General features: G+C 64.9%; 13 protein-coding genes and 1 tRNA gene. 8 read left to right on the top strand and 6 right to left on the bottom strand.

All coding sequences use genetic code 11. From position 1 onward, the window contains the following. Positions 1-5: 5 nt before the first annotated feature. Positions 6-2360: a hypothetical protein gene (locus ABIA33_RS27690; protein WP_370085344.1), complete on the bottom strand. Its 2355-nt coding sequence runs from the start codon at positions 2358-2360 to the stop codon at positions 6-8. 72 nt (positions 2361-2432) lie between these two features. Continuing rightward, positions 2433-3596 (bottom strand): DNA sulfur modification protein DndB, encoded by a 1164-nt coding sequence (locus ABIA33_RS27685; protein ID WP_370085343.1) that lies wholly within the window; start codon positions 3594-3596, stop codon positions 2433-2435. Between the two features lie 446 nt (positions 3597-4042). On the opposite strand from ABIA33_RS27685, the gene ABIA33_RS27680 reads away from it, so the two are divergent. The 7 genes from ABIA33_RS27680 to ABIA33_RS27650 all read left to right on the top strand — a co-directional run bounded on the left by ABIA33_RS27680 (position 4043) and on the right by ABIA33_RS27650 (position 13038). Further along, positions 4043-5941, top strand: a complete 1899-nt coding sequence (locus ABIA33_RS27680; RefSeq protein WP_370085342.1) for a DEAD/DEAH box helicase family protein — start codon at positions 4043-4045, stop codon at positions 5939-5941. Continuing rightward, entirely contained in the window at positions 5920-7281 is a 1362-nt protein-coding gene (locus tag ABIA33_RS27675; protein WP_370085340.1) for a hypothetical protein, read from the top strand. The genes ABIA33_RS27680 and ABIA33_RS27675 overlap by 22 nt, the downstream gene beginning before the upstream one ends. 262 nt (positions 7282-7543) lie before the next feature. Next, on the top strand, positions 7544-8647 hold the full coding sequence (locus ABIA33_RS27670) for an MrcB family domain-containing protein (protein ID WP_370085338.1): 1104 nt from the start codon (positions 7544-7546) through the stop codon (positions 8645-8647). A gap of 190 nt (positions 8648-8837) precedes the next feature. Then, positions 8838-10046, top strand: a complete 1209-nt coding sequence (locus tag ABIA33_RS27665) for an HNH endonuclease (RefSeq protein WP_370085336.1) — start codon at positions 8838-8840, stop codon at positions 10044-10046. Between the two features lie 32 nt (positions 10047-10078). Further along, a complete protein-coding gene (locus ABIA33_RS27660; protein WP_370085334.1) occupies positions 10079-10777 on the top strand; it encodes a transposase family protein in 699 nt (232 codons plus the stop codon). Then, a complete protein-coding gene (locus ABIA33_RS27655) occupies positions 10777-11778 on the top strand; it encodes a hypothetical protein (RefSeq protein ID WP_370085330.1) in 1002 nt (333 codons plus the stop codon). Before ABIA33_RS27660 ends, ABIA33_RS27655 begins: the two co-directional genes overlap by 1 nt. A gap of 144 nt (positions 11779-11922) precedes the next feature. Beyond that, positions 11923-13038 (top strand): hypothetical protein, encoded by a 1116-nt coding sequence (locus ABIA33_RS27650; RefSeq protein ID WP_370085328.1) that lies wholly within the window; start codon positions 11923-11925, stop codon positions 13036-13038. 1534 nt (positions 13039-14572) lie between these two features. Here ABIA33_RS27650 and ABIA33_RS27645 read toward each other — a convergent pair. The 4 genes from ABIA33_RS27645 to ABIA33_RS27630 all read right to left on the bottom strand — a co-directional run bounded on the left by ABIA33_RS27645 (position 14573) and on the right by ABIA33_RS27630 (position 18837). Beyond that, entirely contained in the window at positions 14573-15121 is a 549-nt protein-coding gene (locus ABIA33_RS27645) for a hypothetical protein (RefSeq protein WP_370085327.1), read from the bottom strand. Positions 15122-16189: 1068 nt separating this feature from the next. Then, positions 16190-16263 (bottom strand) — tRNA-Pro (locus tag ABIA33_RS27640). A 114-nt stretch (positions 16264-16377) separates the two neighbouring features. Next, complete coding sequence (locus tag ABIA33_RS27635) at positions 16378-17850, bottom strand: MFS transporter (RefSeq protein ID WP_370085326.1); 1473 nt, start codon at positions 17848-17850, stop codon at positions 16378-16380. Between the two features lie 126 nt (positions 17851-17976). Next, a complete protein-coding gene (locus tag ABIA33_RS27630; protein WP_370085325.1) occupies positions 17977-18837 on the bottom strand; it encodes an acyl-CoA thioesterase in 861 nt (286 codons plus the stop codon). Positions 18838-19093: 256 nt separating this feature from the next. On the opposite strand from ABIA33_RS27630, the gene ABIA33_RS27625 reads away from it, so the two are divergent. Next, positions 19094-21055, top strand: a complete 1962-nt coding sequence (locus ABIA33_RS27625; protein ID WP_370085324.1) for a hypothetical protein — start codon at positions 19094-19096, stop codon at positions 21053-21055. The last annotated feature ends 81 nt before the right edge of the window (positions 21056-21136 follow it).

Here is a 21136-nt window from a genome sequence, read left to right as displayed (position 1 = left end):
GCGTCCTAGTCGGTCAGGCCCGCTTCCTTGGCGATTTCATCGAAAGCTGGCATGACGGCGAGAACTGCATTGGCGGCGGCCCTGCGGGCTTCGTCGACAAAACCGTCGTCCGGTATCTCTCGTCCCGATGACTTCAGCTCGTCTAGTTTCTGCTGGAGGAGGAGAAGTGAAACTCCAACCCCGACAGCGTATTGCTCCCGAGGACGCTCGATGCTGGTCAGCTCCTTGTTGCGTGAGGCAAGGTACTTCTTGAATGGCGGGTATTCCTGATTGAGGAGCACTGTCGGGATGGCCGTATCGCCCAGAGTTCGCAACTCCGCGTATTCAGGTTGGAACTCCGCGAGAACGGAGGCGGGTGTGGACTCGACGCCCCCGACCGTGAGCCGCACCCACGTCTCCTCCGCCTCAGGGCTGGTCCATCTGAGTGCGACGTTCGGGCCCTCGCCGGGGCCGCCCTGGCCCTTCCCGCCCTTCGTCGGCTTACCTCTGCCGACCCCTGTGCCAGGGATCCCATCGACCAGTTCCAGTTTGGTGACGTGCTCGAGCGTGCGACCCAGTCCACCAGCGACGCGCATCCAATTCTCAAGGGTCACGCGTAGTTCGTAGGTACCAAGTTCTGCGGTGTCGGGAACGGCCACCATTACGCGTACCCGACCGCTGCGGCCCTTGCCGACGGTGATTTCCCTGTCCTCCCGGATGGCGGGATGGTCGCAAACGACGCGAAGATTGCCCCGGCCGTCATAGAAGGAGTCTTCGACGTCGACGGTGTACGTGATCGAGCGCGTTGATCCCACCACGGCGCGCGCCGTAACCGGGCCGGAGATCGTGCTGGGGTCGTGGTGGAGAAGAACCGGCTTGAGGCTGCCGCCGCCACCTCCTGCCTGCCCTGCACCTTGACCGCCGCCGTCCCCTCCTCCGGTGCCCTGTCCGGCTCCAGTTGAGAAGCCCTTCACAGAGAGGGCCCGACTGATCCGTCGCGCGACGTCGGCTGTCGGTTGACTCGACTTGGCCTGGTACGACTCCCGGATCAGCGCATTGTTGGCCTCCCTCAGTACCGCGGAATCGCGCACCAGTCCGCGTACCGCTTCCTCCAGGCGCAGGGCTGCGTCACCGCGTACGAGTTCATTGCGGTCTGCAGTGAAAAGGCTGGTACGCAGCTGAATCGGAAGCTCGTCTGTCTCCACGACCATGAGCAGGCGGTCGTAGAGCCGGTTCAGGCCAGTCTGATCGCGGACGTCACGGGGACTCCAATGATGATGGACCTGTCCGTTTGATGTGAAGAGCACCGCATGGTCGCGTGCCACGAACTTGTCGCGACCTCCCTCCTCTCGGGGGCCTGCGAGCAGCCAATATCGGACCGGAAGGTGATAGGTGGTCCCGTTGTGGTGAAATGGCAGGGCTTCTACACCCGACTCGAAGGTATGTTCCGATCGCTCCAGCCTGTGATCCAGGCCCTCAAGCGTTGTTGAACGTCCTCGTGTCGTCTCGTTCACGAAGCGGATCGGGAGCACTGGACGAAAGAGACGCGTGTTGGTGACCACGTCGAAAGCCCGCTCGTCGCCCTCACGCCGGCGTTGGTATCCGTCTACCCGGTATGAAACCAGGGCGAGATGAGTGCCAGGTTCGAAGTCCGGATAGTCCTCGGCCGGGCAGGACCATGGCTCTGCAATGTCCCCCGCTTCCGTCCACGGGCGGTCCACCAGGTAGTAGGCCGTCTGCCCCTTGGTGTTCTCCTGCCACTGGACCACTGCGACGGTGATCCGGTCCTCTTTGTCGTCCGCCAGGAGCGCGGGATCGCGTCTGGTGACCAGGACGACCGCTCGCGCGTTGCGGTAGGTCATGGCGCCGCCGAGGCCGAAGGCTCCCTGCAGGTACAAGGCATCTTCCTTGTGAGAGCCTCCGAGCCCGAATATTGTGCTGGGGACGTTGGCCGGCTCCATGCCGCATCCCTTGTCCCGGAATACTGCAGTGAGCCGCTTCGACGTACTGGCCGGGGGGTCCGAGTCCTTGAACGTCACCACGGCAAGCTTCGATTGCTCTCGGGAATCGACGGCAAGGTTCCCGAACAGGTCCCGGGCTGCCTCGTGCGGCCCACCGTAGGGAATGTCCTTCGATTTGCCGAATCGCTGGAGGGCGAACCGCTCGATGATGCTGTCCTGCATGTTCGTGACGTTCTCGATCAACTTGAGGTCGTAGCTACCCGAGGACCCCATGAGCCCGAAGTTGTTCTGCTTGTCACCGACCGGCCGACGGTACTCGTCACCGATCCCTTGCGCGATCAGTTGTTGGAGCGCCTGTGCGTCGGCGAGCGTGACAGCCTCAAGTGCGGCGTGGACGATCTGCTGAGCGGTTGGTACCACGGTGCCCTCCTGTACGGCGTATGGCTAAATCGGACGTCATGCCGGGATCACCGACACGTGAGGCGTCAACTCTCAGGACTGTGAGTCCAGGATGTGCTTTGCGATCACGTCTGCGGCACCCTCCCAGGCGCTGCGACCTGCGACTGCCTTACCCGTCTCGCGGTCAACCAGTGTGCCCGCCAAGGGGCTATCGGTACCCCGGGAGAAGTCGAAGTTGTGGAGTGCCTTCACGGCGGCGGCGATGGACAGATTTTGGTCTTCAACCGTGACTGCGTGAACGGCTGCTGCGATGGAGTACAGCAAGTTGGCGCTGAGCAGCCAGGTGTCGTTGCGGAGAAGCGCGACGCCCTTGTCACGTCCGAGCGCCTCCTCCACGGCGGGGATGTCTCCCAAGCCCTGCCAAAACTCGACGATCCTGCTGATGGTGCGCTTCTCATCCGACGCGATCTTGAGCTCTACGGTGTCTTCCCAGCCTCTGCTGTCCCGCAGACCTGTGCCGACGAGGAGGGTTCCACTTGCGTAGCGCAGCGCCTTGTAGGCCATAGTCTTGGTGCTCAGCTTGCCCGGGGCGTCGGTGAGGAACTCGATCCGCCGCCCTTCGTCGAACATCGGGATATCGTCCCGTTTGATGATCCTTTCGATCAGCACGCGGTTGAGGGCGCGCCTGCGGTCCATGGACTGGCCGATGCTTGCGCTCAGTGGCTTGGCGTTGCGCTGTAGATCGGTAAAATCCTGAGCGCGGCGGAGCTGATCATCGTCCAGCACCACGATGATCGGTTGACCGCTTGTTGTCAGGCGCTGGTACACATCGTCGCCGAGTTGGCGATGTGCGTCGATCACGTCTGTGTATGCCCCGGTGCGATGTCCACCATCGCCGACCTTGAACTTGGCGCCTGGGCGGACGTACAACACTCCGGTCTTGACCGGGAGTTCGTCGGGAGTGCCCTCGTCGGCAACGAACTTGGCGTCGCCCGCCCCGATGTACACGAGGATGGAGTTGAGGACGTAGTCCTCGGTCTCCTCGATGTACATGGCGATACCACGTCGATGGGCCTTGTCTTCCTTGCGGTTCGTCCCGCCGCCCGACAACGGGTCCCACTGCTCGCGCGGACCCACTACGCCGGTGTAGTCGACCGGCGTCATTGCGGTGGCGACCATCTGTCGTCCGCCCATCCGGTATCCGATTGCGGGGTACGGCACATAGCCGAACATCCGCTGCGGCTTTTCTTCCGCCATGTCAGCCTCCAAGAGTCAGCATCCTACGTCGAGAGTACGACTACGTGAGATGCGTGTCTATAGATTCCTGTGATCCTACGTACGACTAGCTGCTACGTAGGAGTATGACTGAAGTGCCGCGGGCTGCTGGCCAGGCCTGTAGCGCACCGCGTGACCACCGTCACACCTCAGGCCCCTAACTCGGGAGCGGTGCGGAGCCCAATGAGCGAAAGGCGTAAGCCACGAGCGATCACGCCGTCACCCGCCCGCGGCAGCGGCCGATCAGCCAGAGACGGGACCCGAAGAGCAGGCGTTCATCGCCGACGGCCCTCTGCCCAGCTGGGATGCCATCGCAGCAGAACGCCGTCCTCGGCGCCGGGATGCCGGACGGGGCCACCTTTGTCGCTGCCTCCCGATAGCCTTCGATCCGTCAGTCTCCTTCCGGGATAGGGGTACAGGGGATCTCGATGGCCGAACCTGATCCACGGCGCTTCTTCAATAGTCGTGAGCGTGTAGCCCTGTATCTCGCGACTGATGGCAGATGTACCGCGTGCGGCGCGGAGTTGTCTCCGGGATGGCACGGCGACCACAAGCGGGCATGGTCTCAGGGCGGATCGACTGACGTCAGCAACGGACAGGCACTCTGCCCCGAGTGCGACAACCGAAAGGGGACTGGCTCAATGGCGAGCGCGCTTGGACTGCGGGACTGGCAAGAAGAAGCCAGGGAGCGCTACCACGGTCGGCGGGGCGGGGCAGGCGAGAGCTTCCTCGTGGTTGCCACCCCGGGAGCCGGAAAGACGACGTTTGCGCTCACCATCGCCATGGACCTCATCAAGCGAGAAACAATCACCAAGATCGTTGTGGTCGTACCCACGGCCCACCTGCGCAAACAGTGGGCCGAGGCGTCGGCGAAGCTCGGCGTTCAGCTCGACTACCGCTTCGCCAACGCGCATGGTGCGGTCGGCCCGGATTTCGACGGCGTGGCGGTCACCTACCAGGCCGTTGCATCAGCCCCTCTGCTGTGGCGGAAGCTGTGCTCCGACCGGAAGACATTGGTGATCTTCGACGAGATCCACCACGCGGGTGAGGGCGACGAGCAGAGGTGGGGTCCTGCCCTCAAAGAAGCCTTCGATGTTGCCGCGCGTCGGCTCCTGCTCTCGGGAACTCCGTTCCGCACCGACGGGACAGCTATCCCGTTCGTAGAGTACGACGAGGGCCGCGCGGTTGCGGGCTTCAACTACGACTACGGTATGGCGCTCGCGGACCAGGACGTCGTCCGGCCGGTCGTCTTCCCTGCCATGGACGGAGAGTCGAAGTGGCGGCGGTCGGGGGAGTTGGCCGTCACCTCCATCGCCCTGGCCGACACGGACGAGAAGACCGTGCCTCCCGCTCTCCGCGCGGCCCTGGACCCCCAGGGGGAGTGGATTCCCTCGGTGCTGCGCGAGGCCGATGCTGCCTTGACGCAGGAACGCATGGACAACCCCGACGCCGGCGGCCTGGTGATCGCCTCCGACCAGAGCGCGGCCAGGGCCTACGCCAGGATCCTAGAGAGGATCACGGGTGAGATGCCGGCGATCGCGGTCTCCGACGAACCCGAGGCCTCACAGGTCATCGCGGACTTCGGGGAGGCGAGCAGTCGTTGGATCGTCGCGGTGCAGATGGTCGCCGAAGGAGTCGACATCCCTCGCCTCGCCATCGGCGTCTACGCCTCCCGCATCCGTACGCAGATGTTCTTCATCCAGGTCGTGGGGCGCTTCGTGCGCATGCGCGGCTCTGAGGACGAGACGACGGCGCGGCTGTTCATCCCCTCCATTCAACCGCTGGTTGGATACGCGCAGGACATCGAGAAGACCGTGGACGCGGTTCTTGCGCAGGAGGAGAAGCGCGTCCGTGAGGTGCAGGTGAGTGGCGAGGGTGAAAGCGGAGGGATGCCGATCCTCCTCCCGGCCTTCGAGACCGTCGGATCCTCGGCGGCGGTCCACCGGGCCACCATCGCCAGCGGCATGTCCATCACCCCAGAGGACCTCGCCTTCGCCAGGACCGTGATGACCCGGTCCGGAGCCGCTACGCCGCGCGGCACCACGCCCGAGTACATCGCCCTCCTACTGAAGACCGCAGGAGCCACCGCATCCCTGCCCGAGCAGCGGGCAAGCGCAAAGGCGACCCCGCTGTCGGACCAGAAACGGGACGTTCGCCGCGTACTGAAGCGCAAGGTCGGTCGGCTCGCGATCCTCCGCAAGGTTCCGCATGAGCACATCCACGGTGAACTGAACCGCCATTTCCGCAACCAGGTGACCACAGCGGACATGCCGTCGTTGCTCAAGCGCATCGAAATGGTGGATAAGTGGCTGGAAGAGGAGAAATGACTACACATGGCCCCACAGCAGAGGGAAACGCTGTCCTGGTCAACGTCCTCAGCTCGTCCCTGCGCTCCACGCTCAACGGTCTGGGCAGCGCCCCCGGTCTGATCCGCCAGGTTCTCGAAGAAGAATCGTGGCGCTCCTTCGTCACACCGCGGGGCGAACTGGTGGAGCATGACGACTTCGCGTCGTTCGTCACCACAGCTCCCACCGCGGGGCTCGGACAGACGCTCGACGAGGTGGTGCGCGTCATCGGTGACGACGTGTACACCCTGGACCTGCTCGCTCAGGCCCTCGGCGTGGCCAGTGATTCCCTGCGCGGGCTGCGACCTGCCGCCGACGGCACCGGCCCAATCGCGAAGGACGCACGCTTCTTCGGCGCCTACGCGCGGTCCGGCGGGTGGGTCTTCGGCCTGATGGTGGCCCGCAGTGTGCAGCCCGGCACTGGACAGCCGGGTTCCTCTTCTCGTTCCGAGCGACACGTGGCATCCAAGGTCTCGGCGAAGAAGTTCGCCCTGATGGCCGGCACCACGCCCGCCCGGGTGATGCGCTTCTACAAGGCATGGGACCGTGCGGCCCAGGCTGGGATCGTGCCCGCCTTCGAAGCCCTTGTGCCTGGGCAGGAGACCGTGCTACCCGAGCCGGAAGTGTGGGGCGAGTACTTCACCAAGTTCGAGCAGAGCACTGAGCGACGAGAAAGCATCGCAGAACAGGCGGAAGCTTCGGGCACCAGCTATGCCGAAGCGGTGAAGGTGGCCAACAATCCGGCTGCACTGCGCACGGCCATTCTGGGCGACGCGAAGACGGCAGAAGCTGCCCGCATCGCGCTCACCGATCGGATGCAGGACGACGTCGACTTGCAGATCAACATCGCCAAGACCCTGGCGCAGACGCCAGAGCTGAGGAAGGCGGTCTCGACTGAGACGCGCAGAGCGGAACGTACCGAGTACGTCCGCCAGGCAGCAGGGGACGGCAAGGTCAGAACCCCGGCCGGACAGGTCATCGAACTGCCCACGCAGGCCAAAGAGAAGGCCGCCGCGCACCTGGCCCTAGTCCAGGACCCCGGGGCAAGCCCAGAAGCGGTCAGCGAAGCGTACGAGGCCGTGCACGCGCTGATCAACGAGGCTGTGGAAGCAGACCCGGACATCCAGACCCGCGAGCAGCGGACTCGCTTCTCCAGGGCGCTGAGCGCCACAGCGAAAAGCATCGAGGGCATCGACCCCGACGATCTCATCGCGGTGGCCGACGACGACCTGAGGGAGAAACTGGCAAGCCTCCAGAAGCAGGTCAACGAGCTGGCCGGGCTGATCGTGAACGACAAGCCCGGAAATCTGCGGGCCGTGTAGTCCACGCTCAGAGTTGAGAGCCCCCCGCTCCAGCGGGGGCTGTCAACATGTCCACGGACGCTGCGCCTGTCGGAAGCCATATCCAGGGAGACCGAGATCACCGGTGCCGACCGCCGACGCCGCCCGGTGAACACATCCCCTCGACCGCGTCCACCTCGTCGGCACCCCCGACAGCAGGTTCCTGGGCCACTTCCCCGAGCCCGGAGCCCCAGGGAAGACCGGATAAGTGGGACTGTCAGACCCGATCACTAGGCTGCTTTCCATGGACTCGCTCTGGCGCCAAGCACTCGATCTACAGCAACTGTGGACGGCTGGCAGGACCCCCGATATGGACGAGCGGGGGCGGCTGATCCGCAGGGAGTTGCCGGCGAATATCAGGTCCGCTCTCCCGGATCTGGCAGCTGCCCTTGGAGTGGAAGAGAAGGAAGTCGGGGTCGAGGGAAGCGACGGTGCCGGTCTCAACGCCGAGATCCCCTGGGTCCGCGTCTTCGACCGACGACGCTCACCTGCCGCCACCACTGGTTGGTATGTCGTGTATCTCCTGAGTGCCACCGGAGACCGGCTCTACCTGTCGCTCATGCAGGGGACCACGGTATGGACGGGCGGCATGTTTATCCCCCGCAAGGCAGCGGATCTGAAGGCACGGGTCGTTTGGGCCCGCCCTCTGCTGGAGGACAGCATCGCCAGTCACGCCGACCTGCTTCATACCAGGATCACGTTGCAGGGCAACAAGTCCAAGCTTAGCCGCGGCTACGAGTCCGGCAACGTCCTTGCGATCGAGTACCGCCGTGATGCCGTCCCAGATCCGATGGTGCTAATGAGCGACCTCCGGTTCATGTGCGCGCTGTTGCGGAAGATCTACCGGGCTGAAGAAGCAGCCTCCTACATCCCCGGCGATCCGACGCCTGAGGTCGTGGAGGCGCAGGAGGTGGCAGCCCGGACATCAGGGCGCCGCCACGCTGCAGCAGGCCAGGGCTTCCGCCCCTCCGCTGAGGAAAGGCGTGTGCTCGAACTGCACGGCGTACGCCTGGCCGCCGAGCATTTCGAGAAGGAGGGTTGGTCGGTCAAGGATGTAGGCGCGAAGGAGTCGTTCGACCTGCTGCTGAAGCGTGATGGCAAGCGGTTGCACGTCGAGGTGAAAGCCACCACCTCTCCCGGCGGGCAGGCCGTCCTCACCCGGGCCGAGGTCGACTTCCAGCGGAAGCACGCACCGCACAATGCTCTCGTTGTGGTCCACTCCATCGTTCTGGACAGGAATGCTGCGCTCGTGACGGCGAGCGGAGGCCTGTTGGAATGCATCACCCCATGGACCATCGAGCAGGACGACCTGAGTGCGATCTCTTACGTCTATCGCACCGGCCTGTGAGCCCGTCGTCGCCGTACGAGGGACCGCAGTCGATCTTGTAGAGATACAGGTATTCAGATCAATTGCCCGAAATGTATGCGCAGCCACGGTCAGCGACGCCGGCCGACGGCCCCCTGGCGCGCTGGGTCGAGAGGCGCGCTTGAGGCCGCAAAGAAATAGCCCGGGAACCGGGCGTTCGGGGGACCACGCGGTGCCCACGGTCGAGGAAGGCGTTGTTCAGCTCACTGCTCGCCTCGGGCAGGAGGATGCACGAGCGGCAGGCTTTCGCGTCTCAGAGACGGCGATGAGTCATCTGCGACTAACATGCCGCCCGGAACAGGATGACCCGGCGGAGGAAGTTGAGGCAGCAGTGGGCAAGGAACCCTCGAAACTTTTGCTGGATGCGAATGCAATTGCCGATAGGTGCCAGAAGGTCATCAGGGAGGCTGCAGGGGAGCCGATGGTGCCAGCGGCGTGGCTCGAGTCTGCAGCTGAGATCGGCATTCTCTCCGCGGAATTGAGAAAGAAGACCTCCGATGTCCGCAAAGCACTGGGTATCAAATCGGCACGCGTCGCGATCCTGCTGTATCTACGTCAGCACGTCGGCGAATCCGTTCCTGGCGATGCGATCGCCGGAGTTGCGGGTATCAGCGATTGGGCGCGGCGGGTCCGCGAGCTGAGGGTTGAATTCGGTTGGCCGATCGAGTCCGGCGTTAATACGGACGGGATGTCTATCGATCACTATCGTCTGACTGCCGATGAACCCGACCCCGATCTGGCAGAGCGTTGGCAAGTGGCGAAGGGGGCTCGCAATCTCAAGAAGACTGGAGGCAAAATGGCCTCAGCAAAGGACCGCCTCATTCACTATCTCCAGGCCGTCTCGCCTCGCGTCGCCGATAAAGAGCAATTGTCCCATGTGGCGAATATCAATGAGTGGCCCCGGCGATTGCGCGAACTCGAGGAAGAAGGGTGGCGGATCGATTCAAATATTGATGATCCCAGTCTGCCTCCGGGCTCGTACAGGCTTTCCACTCTGGAGAGAAGGCCAGCTCGCGTACGTGAGGCTATCAAGCTGCGGTACGCAGTCCTGGAAAGAGATGGCAAAACCTGCCAGGATTGCGGCCGGACTCCTGGTCAAGGCGCAGCGTTGCAGATCCATCACATTCAACCAGTGCACGTCGGCGGTGGAAACGAGGAAGGGAACCTTGTCACACTGTGCTCGCAATGCCACGCAGGGCGTCACGCGCACATGAGTGGACCTGTAAAGGACGAATTGCTCAATCCCGAGTACGATCCGGCTCTCGCCGCTGAGCAGGGGCGTTTCAAAGTCTCGGCAGGCGGTGAGCCTGCCGGTAGCGATGGACAATGTGCCGGGACTGGCCCGCCACGAACGCAACGAAGCTCCGGTTGGACGGGGTGACGTCCAAGTCGCCTCGCACCACCGGAGCTTCGATGTACCGCAAGTCTGACACCGTCTGCCTGATCAAGTCGCCCGTCCTCGACGGCGTGGCGGGACTGCCGCTGGTGGAGCGGCTGAAGGTGCTGCCCGATCCGCGTCGGCGGCGAGGGGTCCGTCACCCGTTCGTGGCTGTGCTGCTGGTTGCCGCCTCCTCGGTCGTCGCCGGAGCGAAGTCGTTCGCGGCCATCGGGCAGTGGGCCGCGAACGCTCTGGGCTGGCTGGGGGCTCGCGTGACCGGTGCACTCTTCTCCCGGACAACGTGGGGCGCGGCGGGTACTACAATCGTGACGATCGCCACATTCAGGTCGATCATGGTGAGCGCGCTCAGCCCGGTCCCGGGCGGGGATGGGAGAGCGGTGCAGTCGGGCAAGCCGTCGATCACAGTGGGAAGCCTCTGGTGGATGCCAACCGTGGTGATCTCGGGCAACGACCCCAAAGAGCGTCGACCCATCGTCGTAGTGCAAGGAGTGCGGTACGGCTCCGCCCAGGTGATCACGCGCACCTCCGACGTTAAGATGAAGGGCATCCTCCACCCCGCGGAGCCCGAGATCGAGCTGAACAAGCCAGGCGTCTTCAGCATGCGGCACCTACACAGCATCGAGGAGCGCTACTTCAGCGGCAGCACGGTTCAGTACCTGGGCATGCTGGGGAACCCCTACCTGCAGCAGGTACTCGAAATGTGGGAGTCCTAGTGGGCGCTTACTCCGAACTCGCCCGTGAAGGAGCGCTGGGCAGGGACTGCGTGGACCTCCTGTACCGCACGACGTGGGCAGTAGTCCGGGCTCGACACTATCCAGATACCACCGGCCGCGGTTACTGGCTTCCCGACGAGATTCAAGAGCTCGCTCACGACATAATTGTGCACAAGCATGGCGGAGCTCCTTTCGCGGCATATCTCATCGCGCATTGCAGTGATGACTTGAGCATTGCGCGAGTCATGCAGGCTACGGTCCGCCACGAGTTGGCTGATCGGGCACGCAAGACAGAAAAAGGGCGCCTTATGCTGCGACTCCGAGAAGTGCTGAGCACTGACCCCTTTGTCAAGACGACGGGAGGCAGGGAGCGTTACACTGTTGTCCATTCGGCGCTAGCCAACGCCTCTCGTCTTGCTCAACTCGAGCCTCAAGAACAAATGCGCCAGGCTGCCCATATGGTCACGGACATCAAACTGATCAGGTGGAATCCCGAAGCGGCTCGGCGTTCTCCCATCGCGGAGAAGAAATCGATCGAGCGCATTCTGGAAGCAGCTCTGACTTCGGTCGAATCCCCCGTTGAGCTGGCAGATCTCGCGGACGTCGTCGCCGATCGCTTCGGTATTCTTCCGGCTCCCCAAATTATGTCTTGGGACTCAGAGGATGCCTTCGAGCCGATCGATACGTCGTATGTCGACGCTGGCCCCTACACGCCCGAGGCATTGCTCATCTGGTCCCAGCTTGAACTAGAAGAGCAGCTGATCTTGCCACTTCTCGGAGAGAGTGTTCGGACTGCGGCAGAGGCGTTGGGCTGGCGACGGACGAAAACTCACACTGTTATGCAACGCACAGCGTCTGTCCTGGCCAAGGCCCTCGACATCGAACATCCGGAAGCCTTGCCATCGTCCGCCTCAGGCCTTAGCGAGAGCGCCCAGATTTTCAACAGCCTCGTCGAACTGTCGGCAAGTAAATGGCGACCAGGCGCAAGCAAATCCAAGTAGCGCCCAACTGCTGGGGCATCAAGCTGCCGCTGCCCTCGCGGACACTTTAGCGACTTCCCTCGTCTGTCCATAGTGGAGGGGGTTAGACGTTGCCGAGGATCCCTCGTCGCGTCCGAATACAGCGCCACGCGAAGGGACTGGAAGATGTTCTTTGATCAACATCCCCTTGACCTGGATCTTGTTGCATTCATCGATCAGCCCAATAAAGGCACGAGCGAACGCGTCAGCGACCATATTCTCAATTGCAAGGTTTGCACAATCAGAGCCCATCAGGTTGCCTCAAATAGTTCCAGTCTTCAGCAAAGTGAGGGCGATGCCGTAGCGGTGAAGTCCTTGGCTGGTATTGTCCCAGAAGGCGCAAATTCGCGCCCTCTGGCGTCGCTTATTAATGCCGGGCGAGTTGTGGAGCCACAGCCTGGACAGCTCTGGCGACTGCACTGGGAGGATGTAACTCATCTTGCGTTGATCGCCAGCACTGCCTATGGGATTACTTTTTGGCCGGTCACACTTGACGTCGAATTGGCCGATGAGAGTTCCCTGCTTGTGCCGGCATCGGAGAGCGGTGGGATAGATCTTGAGCTTGCCATTTGGCCAGCAATTGAAACTGGCGTTGGCGCCTACGTTCTCGAGGTCTATATCACCGACATCCTGCCTCCCGAACGCCTTCAGCAGCTTCGGCGTGCTTACCGCAGTGGCGGCGATCTTCCCGTGCGGTGGCTTCCAGGCGCGGCTGGATCTGGGCCCGAGAGTCCTCGCGGGCGTCTTCGCACGGACTTGATTCAGGTAGCAGGATTCCTCGGCGAAGCCAGCTGGAAGCCTGAGGAATGGACAGAGTGCGAGTCGCCTGAACTTCCCTTGCTCGCCGACGCACTATCAGCGGCCAAAGTCACTGCCACTCAACTGGCCGACGCGCTTGGGATTCCTCCGCGCAGGGCTATTTCTTTGTGCCGCGGGCAGGTTGAGCCAACACCTCAGGAACTCGATGGAGTACGCGCTGCCTTCGGTTTGTCCGCATCAGGGCAGGCTGATGCGCCACCACAAAATGTAATTGATGCCCTAGACGACCCCCATACCCGCGGTCTGATCCTCCGAGCTGCGGCAGCAGAAGGCAAGAGCGAGATCTCGTTGCGCCGCGAGCTGGCGCAGGGCCACTTCGCCCTGGCGGCAAGGAAGTCTGGGGCTTGCGAGAATTCCACATTCGAGATGCTGGCGACGGAGCTCCGAAAGCGGATTGCCGCACCGCAGGGATCCGACGACTGAGCCTGGGGGGGTAATTTTGACAGACGAGATTCCTTTTTTTCAATCAAATGGGCACAATTACCTCGGACTGCAGGTCAAGCAGGCGGCAACTCGGTTGACGCGGAATCTCGAAGAGAGGATGCCTGGGGTCCTTGAAAGGCTGCGTGAAGACCCGTTCGATGAGCTCAGTCGCTGGGACGACATCAAGGTCATCAGGGTCTCTGCCGACGAAACCCGCCGGTCGGTTGACACTGGAAACGGATGCTCGGTCCTTGGCCAGTACAACGGGGAGGACACGCCACCTTCGATCACCGTGGTGGGCTCGACTGGACCAGGGCGGCCTTGGTTCACCGTGCTTCACGAGTTGGGCCACCACGAACAGCGGGGCGACCTCGAGTGGTTTGATTCAGCCCTCTCCCGGCAGGCAGATGATGGATGGGAACTCGAGGAGCAAGTCTGCGAAGCCTTTGCGGCCGATATTCTTCTCGGTGACGATGTTGCCACTGCAGTTCTCAACGGCAAGGCCGTAGATGCTTCGGCAGTGCCGCTACTGCACAAGGCCACGGGGGCTAGTCGGATGGCCTGTTGCGTCCGCGTATCTCAGCTCTTTGGCGGTGAATGCTTGGTGCTGATTACTGACCTGACTGGCCGAGTCTATTTCTCTGCCAGTGCAGGGGATATTCCCAGGCCGAAGATTGGGACCCCTCAAGCGTCTAATAGTCTCCCCGTTCGGGCAGCCTCTGCAGGATCGATCATCTCCTCTGACGCGGTTCTGACCTATGCAACCGGCAGGGTTAGGTCCGGATTTCGCGCGCATTCGGTCCGCGACGGCAAATACGTATATTCGATTTTTGCGACGGGATTTGCCCCATGGAGCAAGCTTGATATTTCCCGTCCCGTGGAGTGGTCGGAACTCGACTGGTTCTGCGAGAGTTGCCAGGAGCACTCTGACGGATACGAGTTGAAGCGATGTCCGACTTGCCAGCAGGGAAAATGCCCGAGCTGCAACGCCTGCCCATGCGGGGCCGCCAGCGAGAGGATCTGTTTGAGTTGTCACCTGACTTGGTCAATTGCACGATTCGCTAAGGGAAGCGACGTCTGCAGGGACTGTGATTAACTCTTGACCCGTATCGGGGACGGTCCCGTTGCCAAGTGCCAGCGGTCAGAGATTCCTCGGGTCAACGGCATCGTGGTGTCAGTCACCAGTTCATATGGCGCCGCTCCGATTCGGGTTGTGCAGGCGAGCCCCGGCTACCCAGCTGCATTCACCTGCATGGAACTACGGACTACAGGTAATCAGCTACTGGCGGTTACGGTCGCGCTTCTGCACCTGCCGCTCATCGCAGTGACCGGCACATCGCCCGCCTTCGGCGATGCGCTGACCTCCTTGGCCCCGCAGCCAGCAAGGCGAAAACCTTCGAGGAGTTCGGTATCACGGTCCTCGATGACGCCGCACTGCGCGTTCCGCTGGCAGACCTGGACCTGTTGGCCCTGTCCGCGGTCGAGCGCGAGCAGGTGCGGCGTTGGAACCCCGCGACGCTGGGCGAGCTCCTGTTCAACTGGTGGGACTGACCCCGCTGCCGACTGCGTCGACAATGTCCACCACCGCGACCATCTCCTGGTGATAGGCGTCCAGCTCCCTGTGATGGTGCTGTTCGCCGGGGCGGATGCTGTGGAACCGGAAGGTGGCGTTGCTGTCCCCGACGGAGACGATGCAGCGCACCGCTCCCGCATCCAGCAAGCGTCGCACCAGAGCGTCGAAGCCGTAGGTGATTGCCAATCCCTGGCGCAGCAGCAGAACTTGGTCGGCATCCGCGATCACCGGCGCGTCGTCCACGTAGGTGATCCGAACTGGGACGTGGCCTTCCAGATGGAACGAGCTGTTCGGGCACTCCCAGGCGGTCAAGTCGGGGAAGGAAGAGGGTGCGCCGTCGAAGCTGCTGGTGCAGTCGGCCCACACCAGTATTTGGCCGAGAAGTGCAAGGCCGATGTCGAGGCGTACGCGCAGCCCCGAAGCGAGGCCCTCGTATGAAGCAGTAACCGAGCCGCATCCAGAGGTGGCGAGTGCCGCGGCGGCAGTGTCGTTCAGGGCGATCGTCAGCACCGGCCCATCATGAACCATGCGGGCGCCAAGTTTGGCCCGCTTCCTTGTGCACCGCACCCACCTGGATGATGTCCTGGGAGACGCTGCGGGCTTGGTTTGAGGGGACATGCGGGTATGTCTGCTGGGCGGCAAGCGGGCCAGGAGCGCTCGCTGGTGGGAGCGTCGCGACGGGGTGGTGGGAGCGTGGTGGGAGCGGGGACACCGGTACGGGGTGACACCCGCCGGTACGGTCCGGCAGAGCTGACGCGGCCGACCTGCACCGGACATGCTGTCCTGCCATGGGCGTCACATCCTGATAGCGGCGAACCGGCTACGGAGCTGACTCTTAATCAGCTGGTCAGAACAGTCGTCCTCGATCATCGGCCTACGGCCGCGATGCCCCCCGAACACACCCCAGGGCAACGACGATCGGACGGTCCAACTCGCCACGCCGCCCACGGTTGAAGGTCTCGTCCAGCGCTCCCACCCGAGTGCCAATGATTCAGACGTGACATCCCGATGGGCTCCTGATCGAGCATCAGATCATCCTGATCGAGAAGATTGATGAAGATCATCCAGTGCAGCTGTACTGGTGCTATGAGGTGGCCCTCGTGGTGGTGCCCAGCCAGCAGCGGAGAGAGCGAACTCGGGGCCCCCGGGGTGCCCAGTTCCGACTCTGGGCGCCGAGAACGGATGTCTTCGCATCCCACCAGTCGCGCCGAACTGGCTGGGAGCGGCGGTTGACCTCTTTGACTACTCGTCAGGCGGACGCCCACGTGTGCAATGACCCCCTGACCCGTCGACCCCCTTTGCACTCCAGACACGACCCCATCTGCGCATCGAGTCACTGGCAGGTCAACCGGCGCATGCGCCCCCCGCACGCGCCCCCGCGAGCGAGAAAACTCCACGCCTCGACCCGATCGGGTGACCCCAGATCAACCGATGTTGACGTTGGGAGCGCTTTGGGAGCAGAGGGCTCCCAAAGCGCTCCCAATCCCAACGGCGCCGAGTAGCGCTGAAATGACTCAGGGGCCGTATCTGATTCATCAGATACGGCCCCTGAGCTGCGACTATGGACGTACGTCCGAGTCGGGACGACAGGATTTGAACCTGCGACCCCCTGACCCCCAGTCAGGTGCGCTACCAAGCTGCGCCACGTCCCGAGGCTGCGCTGCCTTGCGGCTTTGCGGCCTGTGCTCGGTCGCCCGGGCACAGGAAGAACAATACAGTACGGCGGGGCGTGCTCGCGCCCAGGTTTTGTGCGGCGGAATGGCTGGTCAGGGCGTCGGGCGGCGGGCGTCGTAGCGGGTGAAGCCGGGGTGGCGGACGGCGAGGAGGAGGATCGCGGCGACGCAGGCGAGGCCGCCGCTGACGGCGGAGACGGTCGGCGTGGTCAACTGGGCGACGGTGCCCGATTCGAAGTCGCCGAGCCGGGGGCCGCCGGCCACCACGACGATGAACACGCCCTGGAGTCGCCCTCGCATGTCGTCCGGTGCGGCTGTCTGCATGATCGTGTTGCGGAAGATCATGCTGATGGTGTCCGCGGCACCGGCCATGGCGAGCAGGAGCAGCCCCAGCCACAGCTGGCGGGCCAGACCGAACCCGGCGATGGACAGTCCCCACGCCAGGACAGCGCAGATCACCGCAAGTCCGTGCCGGTGCACTCGGCTCACCCAGCCGGAGAAGAGTGCTCCGAGCAGCGCCCCGACCGCCGGGGCGGCGGCGAGCAGGCCGACGGTGCGCGCGTCGCCGTGATAGAGGACGAGCGCCAGCGCCGGGAACAGGGCGCGGGGCATGCCGAAGACCATGGCGGCGAGGTCGGCCATGAAGCTCACCCGCAGGTTGGGCCGGTCACGGAGGAAGCGCAGCCCGTCCAGGACGGAGGGGCGCGCGGCGGGGCCGGACGGGGAGGATGCATACGCGGAGGAGTCGGGGGAGGCTGCGCCGGTGCGCTGCGGTCGCATGGACGGCAGCCGCCACATCGCGTAGAGCGAGGCGCTGAACGCCAACGCGTCGACCAGGTAGGCCGCCTGAAAGCTCCAAATGCCGATCAGCAGCCCGCCCAGCATCGGCCCGACCGTCATGCCGAGGTTCATGCTGACCGTCGACAGCGCGTTCGCTGCCGGCAACTGTTCGGCGGGGACGAGTCTCGGCACCATGGATGCCCGCGCGGGCGCGTTCAGCGCGAAGCACACCGCCTGCAGGGCCACCGCCGCGTACAGGACGCCCACCTGCCGTACGCCGAGCAGCGCCTGCACGGCGAGCCCCGCGGACAGCACGGCCAGCCCGGACGCACCGAACAGGCCCAGCTTGCGGCGGTCCATAGTGTCGGCGATCGCCCCGCCGTACAGGCCGAACGCGACCAGCGGTACCAGCGAGCACAGCCCTACCAAGCCGGTCGCGAAGGCCGATCCGGTGAGCGCGTACACCTGGACCGTGATCGCCAGGGCCGTCATCTGCTGCCCGATGGACGACACGCTCTGGCCAAACCACAGCCGACGGAAGTGCGGGCTGGTCCGGAGCGGCGTGACGTCGGCGAGCGCGCCGCGGGCGAGGCGGCGGAGGCGAGGGAGAGGGGGGCGGCCCTGGGTGGTGGCGGCGGTCGCAACGTGGGTCGCGGTGGAGGTGCTCGCGGCGGTGGGGGTGGCGGTGGTCGTCGCGGGGTCGGCCGAGCCGGAGGAACCGACCGGTACGTCGGGAATACCTGCTATGCCGGGGACGGGAGCGGGCGAGAGTTGGTCTTTGGGCACGTGACATCCTCTCCCGCGCGCTCTCGGGCACCCCGTCCGGGGCGGGGTGGGGCGGGGCGGGCGCGCGGGCACCCCGTCCGGGGGAGGGCGGGGAGGGCGCGCGAGGGGCGGCGGGGTCGGCGGGCCTCAGTCGGCGATGCGCCGGAACAGCCCCTCCTGCATCACCGACACCACGAGTTGTCCCTGCCGGTCGAACAGCTGCCCGTGGGCCAGCCCCCGCCCGCCTACGGCCACCGGCGACTCCTGCTGGTAGAGCAGCCAGTCGTCGGCCCGGAACGGCCGGTGGAACCACATCGCGTGGTCCAGCGACGCCATGTCGAAGTGACGTTTCCCCCACAGCGGCTCGACCGGGATCCGAACCGAGTCCAGCAGTGTCATGTCACTCGCGTAGGTCACCGCGCAGGCGTGGACGAGCGGGTCGTCCCCCAGCTCGCCGTTGGTACGAAGCCAGACCGCGCTGCGCGGCTCGACGCCGTCCAGTTCGTCCTTGTTCCAGCGGAGCCGCTCCACGTAGCGCAGGTCGAATGGCTGGCGGCGGCTGATGAACGGCGGCAGCTCACCGAGGACCGAGCCCACCTCCTCCAGTGCGGTCGGCAGCGTCTCCGGGTCGGGCACCGACGGCATGGGCGTCTGGTGACTGAACGGCGACTCCTCGGGCAGATGGAAGTCCGCCGTGAGCGCGAAGATCGTCCGGCCCTGCTGCACCCCGAGGACGCGGCGGGTGGTGAACGATCTACCGTCGCGGATCCGGTCGACCTGGTAGACGATCGGCACGCCGGGGATGCCCGGGCGCAGGAAGTACGCGTGCAGGGAGTGGACCGGCCGGTCCGGGGCCACGGTGCGTCCCGCGGCGATCAGCGCCTGCCCCGCGACCTGTCCGCCGAAGACCCGCTGCAGTGACTCCTCCGGGCTGCGCCCCCGGAAGATGTTGACCTCGATCTGCTCCAGGTCGAGCAGGTCGACCAGCTGGTCCACGGGGTTGCCCATAGGAAGTACGTCCTCTCGGTTGTGCGCTCTCGGATGCCATTCTCCCCGCCGCGCGCCCGGCGCGCGTCCACCCTGCGCCGGCATGCGGCTGTCCCCGACCGGCGGGGCGCGCGGTGGCGTAAGCGCGCCGCTCGTCCGGGTGATTCCTGGACCGAGCATGTCTCCCGGCATTCTTGCTGGTCAAGCGGCCGCGAAGGGCTGGTGAAGACGTGTCGGCAAGCCTCTGACGTGCCGTTCCTCGTGCCAGGATGCGCGCGTGCCCCTTGTCTCCCCCACGACCTCGGCAGGCGCAGCCCCCGACGGCCCGGAAGGCCCCGACGGCTCCGCGGCCCCCCGACGGCCGCTGCCGCGTCTGCGCCGCGGTCTCCGTGTCCTGCGCGCCCTCCGCCCGCCCGTTCTGGGCGGCGCGGCGCGGCGGGGACTTCGGCGTCCGCCCGAGCAGGTCAACCGGATGCTCACGGTGCTGGCCTGCTCCAGCATGCTGATCGGCGCCCGGGACGTGTGGAACCGCACGGTCATCAACCAGCACACGCACGCGTTCGCGGTGATCCTCTACTTCGGCGCCATTCTCGTCCTCGGCGTGCTCGCGCTGTCCGTACGGACCCGCCGCGCGATGATCCTGGTCGACGCCGGGGTACTGCTGGTCGCGGCGCTGGAATGCGTGAATCGTTTCTTCACGGTCACCGCCGCCCATCCGAACACCACCAGCCCCAGCACCCACGTCTACTACGGCACCGACGAGGGCTCCCTGGTGGACATGGCGGCCCGTACGCTGCTGCACGGCGGCCACATCTACGGAACGCAGTGGCCGCAGATCTTCCACATGTTCCATGTCGGCACCACCCCGCTGATGGACGGCGGCGCGGCGACCGGCCTTGACTACCCACCGCTCGGACCGGTGTTCACCGCCCTCCCGATGGGCCTGCATCTCAGCCATCCACCGGCCGGGCTGGCTGCGACCGCGATGCTGCTGATCGCCTCCGTGGTGATGTTCCTGCTGCTGCCGGCACCCTGGCGGGCGGTGTCAGTGATCGTCTGCTACGGCTTCGGGTGGCTGCCCAGCTACGCGCAGATGGGTTACCCCGGCTGCATGGAACTGCCCTTCCTGATGGTCGCCGTCGCGTACTGGCAGCGCACCGGGAGTGGCGGACGGCTCGGCCGCAGTGGTGTGGCGCGGGCGGTCTGCCTGGGGATCGCCGCCTGCCTGCACCAACTCACCTGGTTCCTGGCACCTTTCCTGGTGGTCGGTCTCTTCATGATCCGGCGCGGAGAGATGCCCGCGCGTGAGGCCGCCAAGGTGGTGGGCCGCTACGTCGCGATCGTGGCCGGCGTGGCTCTGGCGATCAATCTGCCGTTCATGGTGCAGGGGCCCTCGGCCTGGCTGCACGGGGTCTTCACACCGCTGTTCCAGAAGGCGATCCCCAGTGGCCAGGGACTCGTGGGCATCTCGTACTACTTCCGCAGTGGCAGCGGTGACATCCACCTCTACAGCGAGGCCGGTCTGCTGCTCGGCATGGCCATGCTGGTGCTGCTGGTGGTGTTCCCGCGCCGGCTCGGACTGGCCGTCACGGTGATGCCCTGGCTGGTCTTCTACCTGTCGGCGCGTTCCCAGGAGGACTACTTCGACCTGACCGTGCCGCTGTGGGTGCTTGCCGCGGCGACGGTGAGCGCCAGCGACTTCGAGCGGGCCTGGCATCCACGCCCGCTCCTGCTGAGGAGCCGGCTGACGCGGGCACTGCTGGTGCCGCTGCTGCTCGCGCCCACCGTCGCGTACCTGGTCGGCGCGGTGCTGACGCCGCCGCCGCTGGCGATGCGGGTCACCGCGATCGCAGGCTCATCGGGCAGCGGCGTCCAGGCACTGTCGAACGACGTGCGCCAGCTGCGGGTCGCCGTGAGCAACAGGACGGGCAGCACGCTCAGGCCTCACTTCGCCACCAGCACGGGGGCCACCATCTCCGACTACTGGACGGTGCTGGTCGGGCCTGCCGTTCTTGGCCCGCACGCCAGCGCCGACTATGTGCTGCGGGCGCCGTACGGAGCAGTCGGCGGCCCCGGTGTCCGGGGCCGGTTCCTGCTGCGCGCGGTCACCCCCGAGCCGATGAGCCTGTCCTCGGCGCTGATCGGGATCGGGCCGGAGCCGACGCCCGCGCCGAAGCCGGGGACCGTGGTCAAGAAGGCGCCGGCGCGGACCACCGCGGGTGCGGCTCAGGGACGGTAGCCGCGGGATGGAGGCATCGGTGGAAGCATCGGCGGAGGCATCGGCGAGGCGCGGGCGGAGGCATCGGCGGAGGCGCGGAGC

This window comes from Streptacidiphilus sp. MAP12-16, from assembly GCF_041262165.1.
Classification (GTDB): domain Bacteria; phylum Actinomycetota; class Actinomycetes; order Streptomycetales; family Streptomycetaceae; genus Streptacidiphilus.
This window is presented reverse-complemented; position numbering and strand designations above follow the sequence as displayed.

Coding starts and splice junctions, on each gene's coding strand:
- ABIA33_RS27685 (WP_370085343.1), bottom strand. CDS start 3,596: ATGGCGGAAGAAAAGCCGCAGCGGATGTTCGGCTATGTGCCGTACCCC.
- ABIA33_RS27680 (WP_370085342.1), top strand. CDS start 4,043: ATGGCCGAACCTGATCCACGGCGCTTCTTCAATAGTCGTGAGCGTGTA.
- ABIA33_RS27670 (WP_370085338.1), top strand. CDS start 7,544: ATGGACTCGCTCTGGCGCCAAGCACTCGATCTACAGCAACTGTGGACG.
- ABIA33_RS27660 (WP_370085334.1), top strand. CDS start 10,079: ATGTACCGCAAGTCTGACACCGTCTGCCTGATCAAGTCGCCCGTCCTC.
- ABIA33_RS27650 (WP_370085328.1), top strand. CDS start 11,923: ATGTTCTTTGATCAACATCCCCTTGACCTGGATCTTGTTGCATTCATC.
- ABIA33_RS27630 (WP_370085325.1), bottom strand. CDS start 18,837: ATGGGCAACCCCGTGGACCAGCTGGTCGACCTGCTCGACCTGGAGCAG.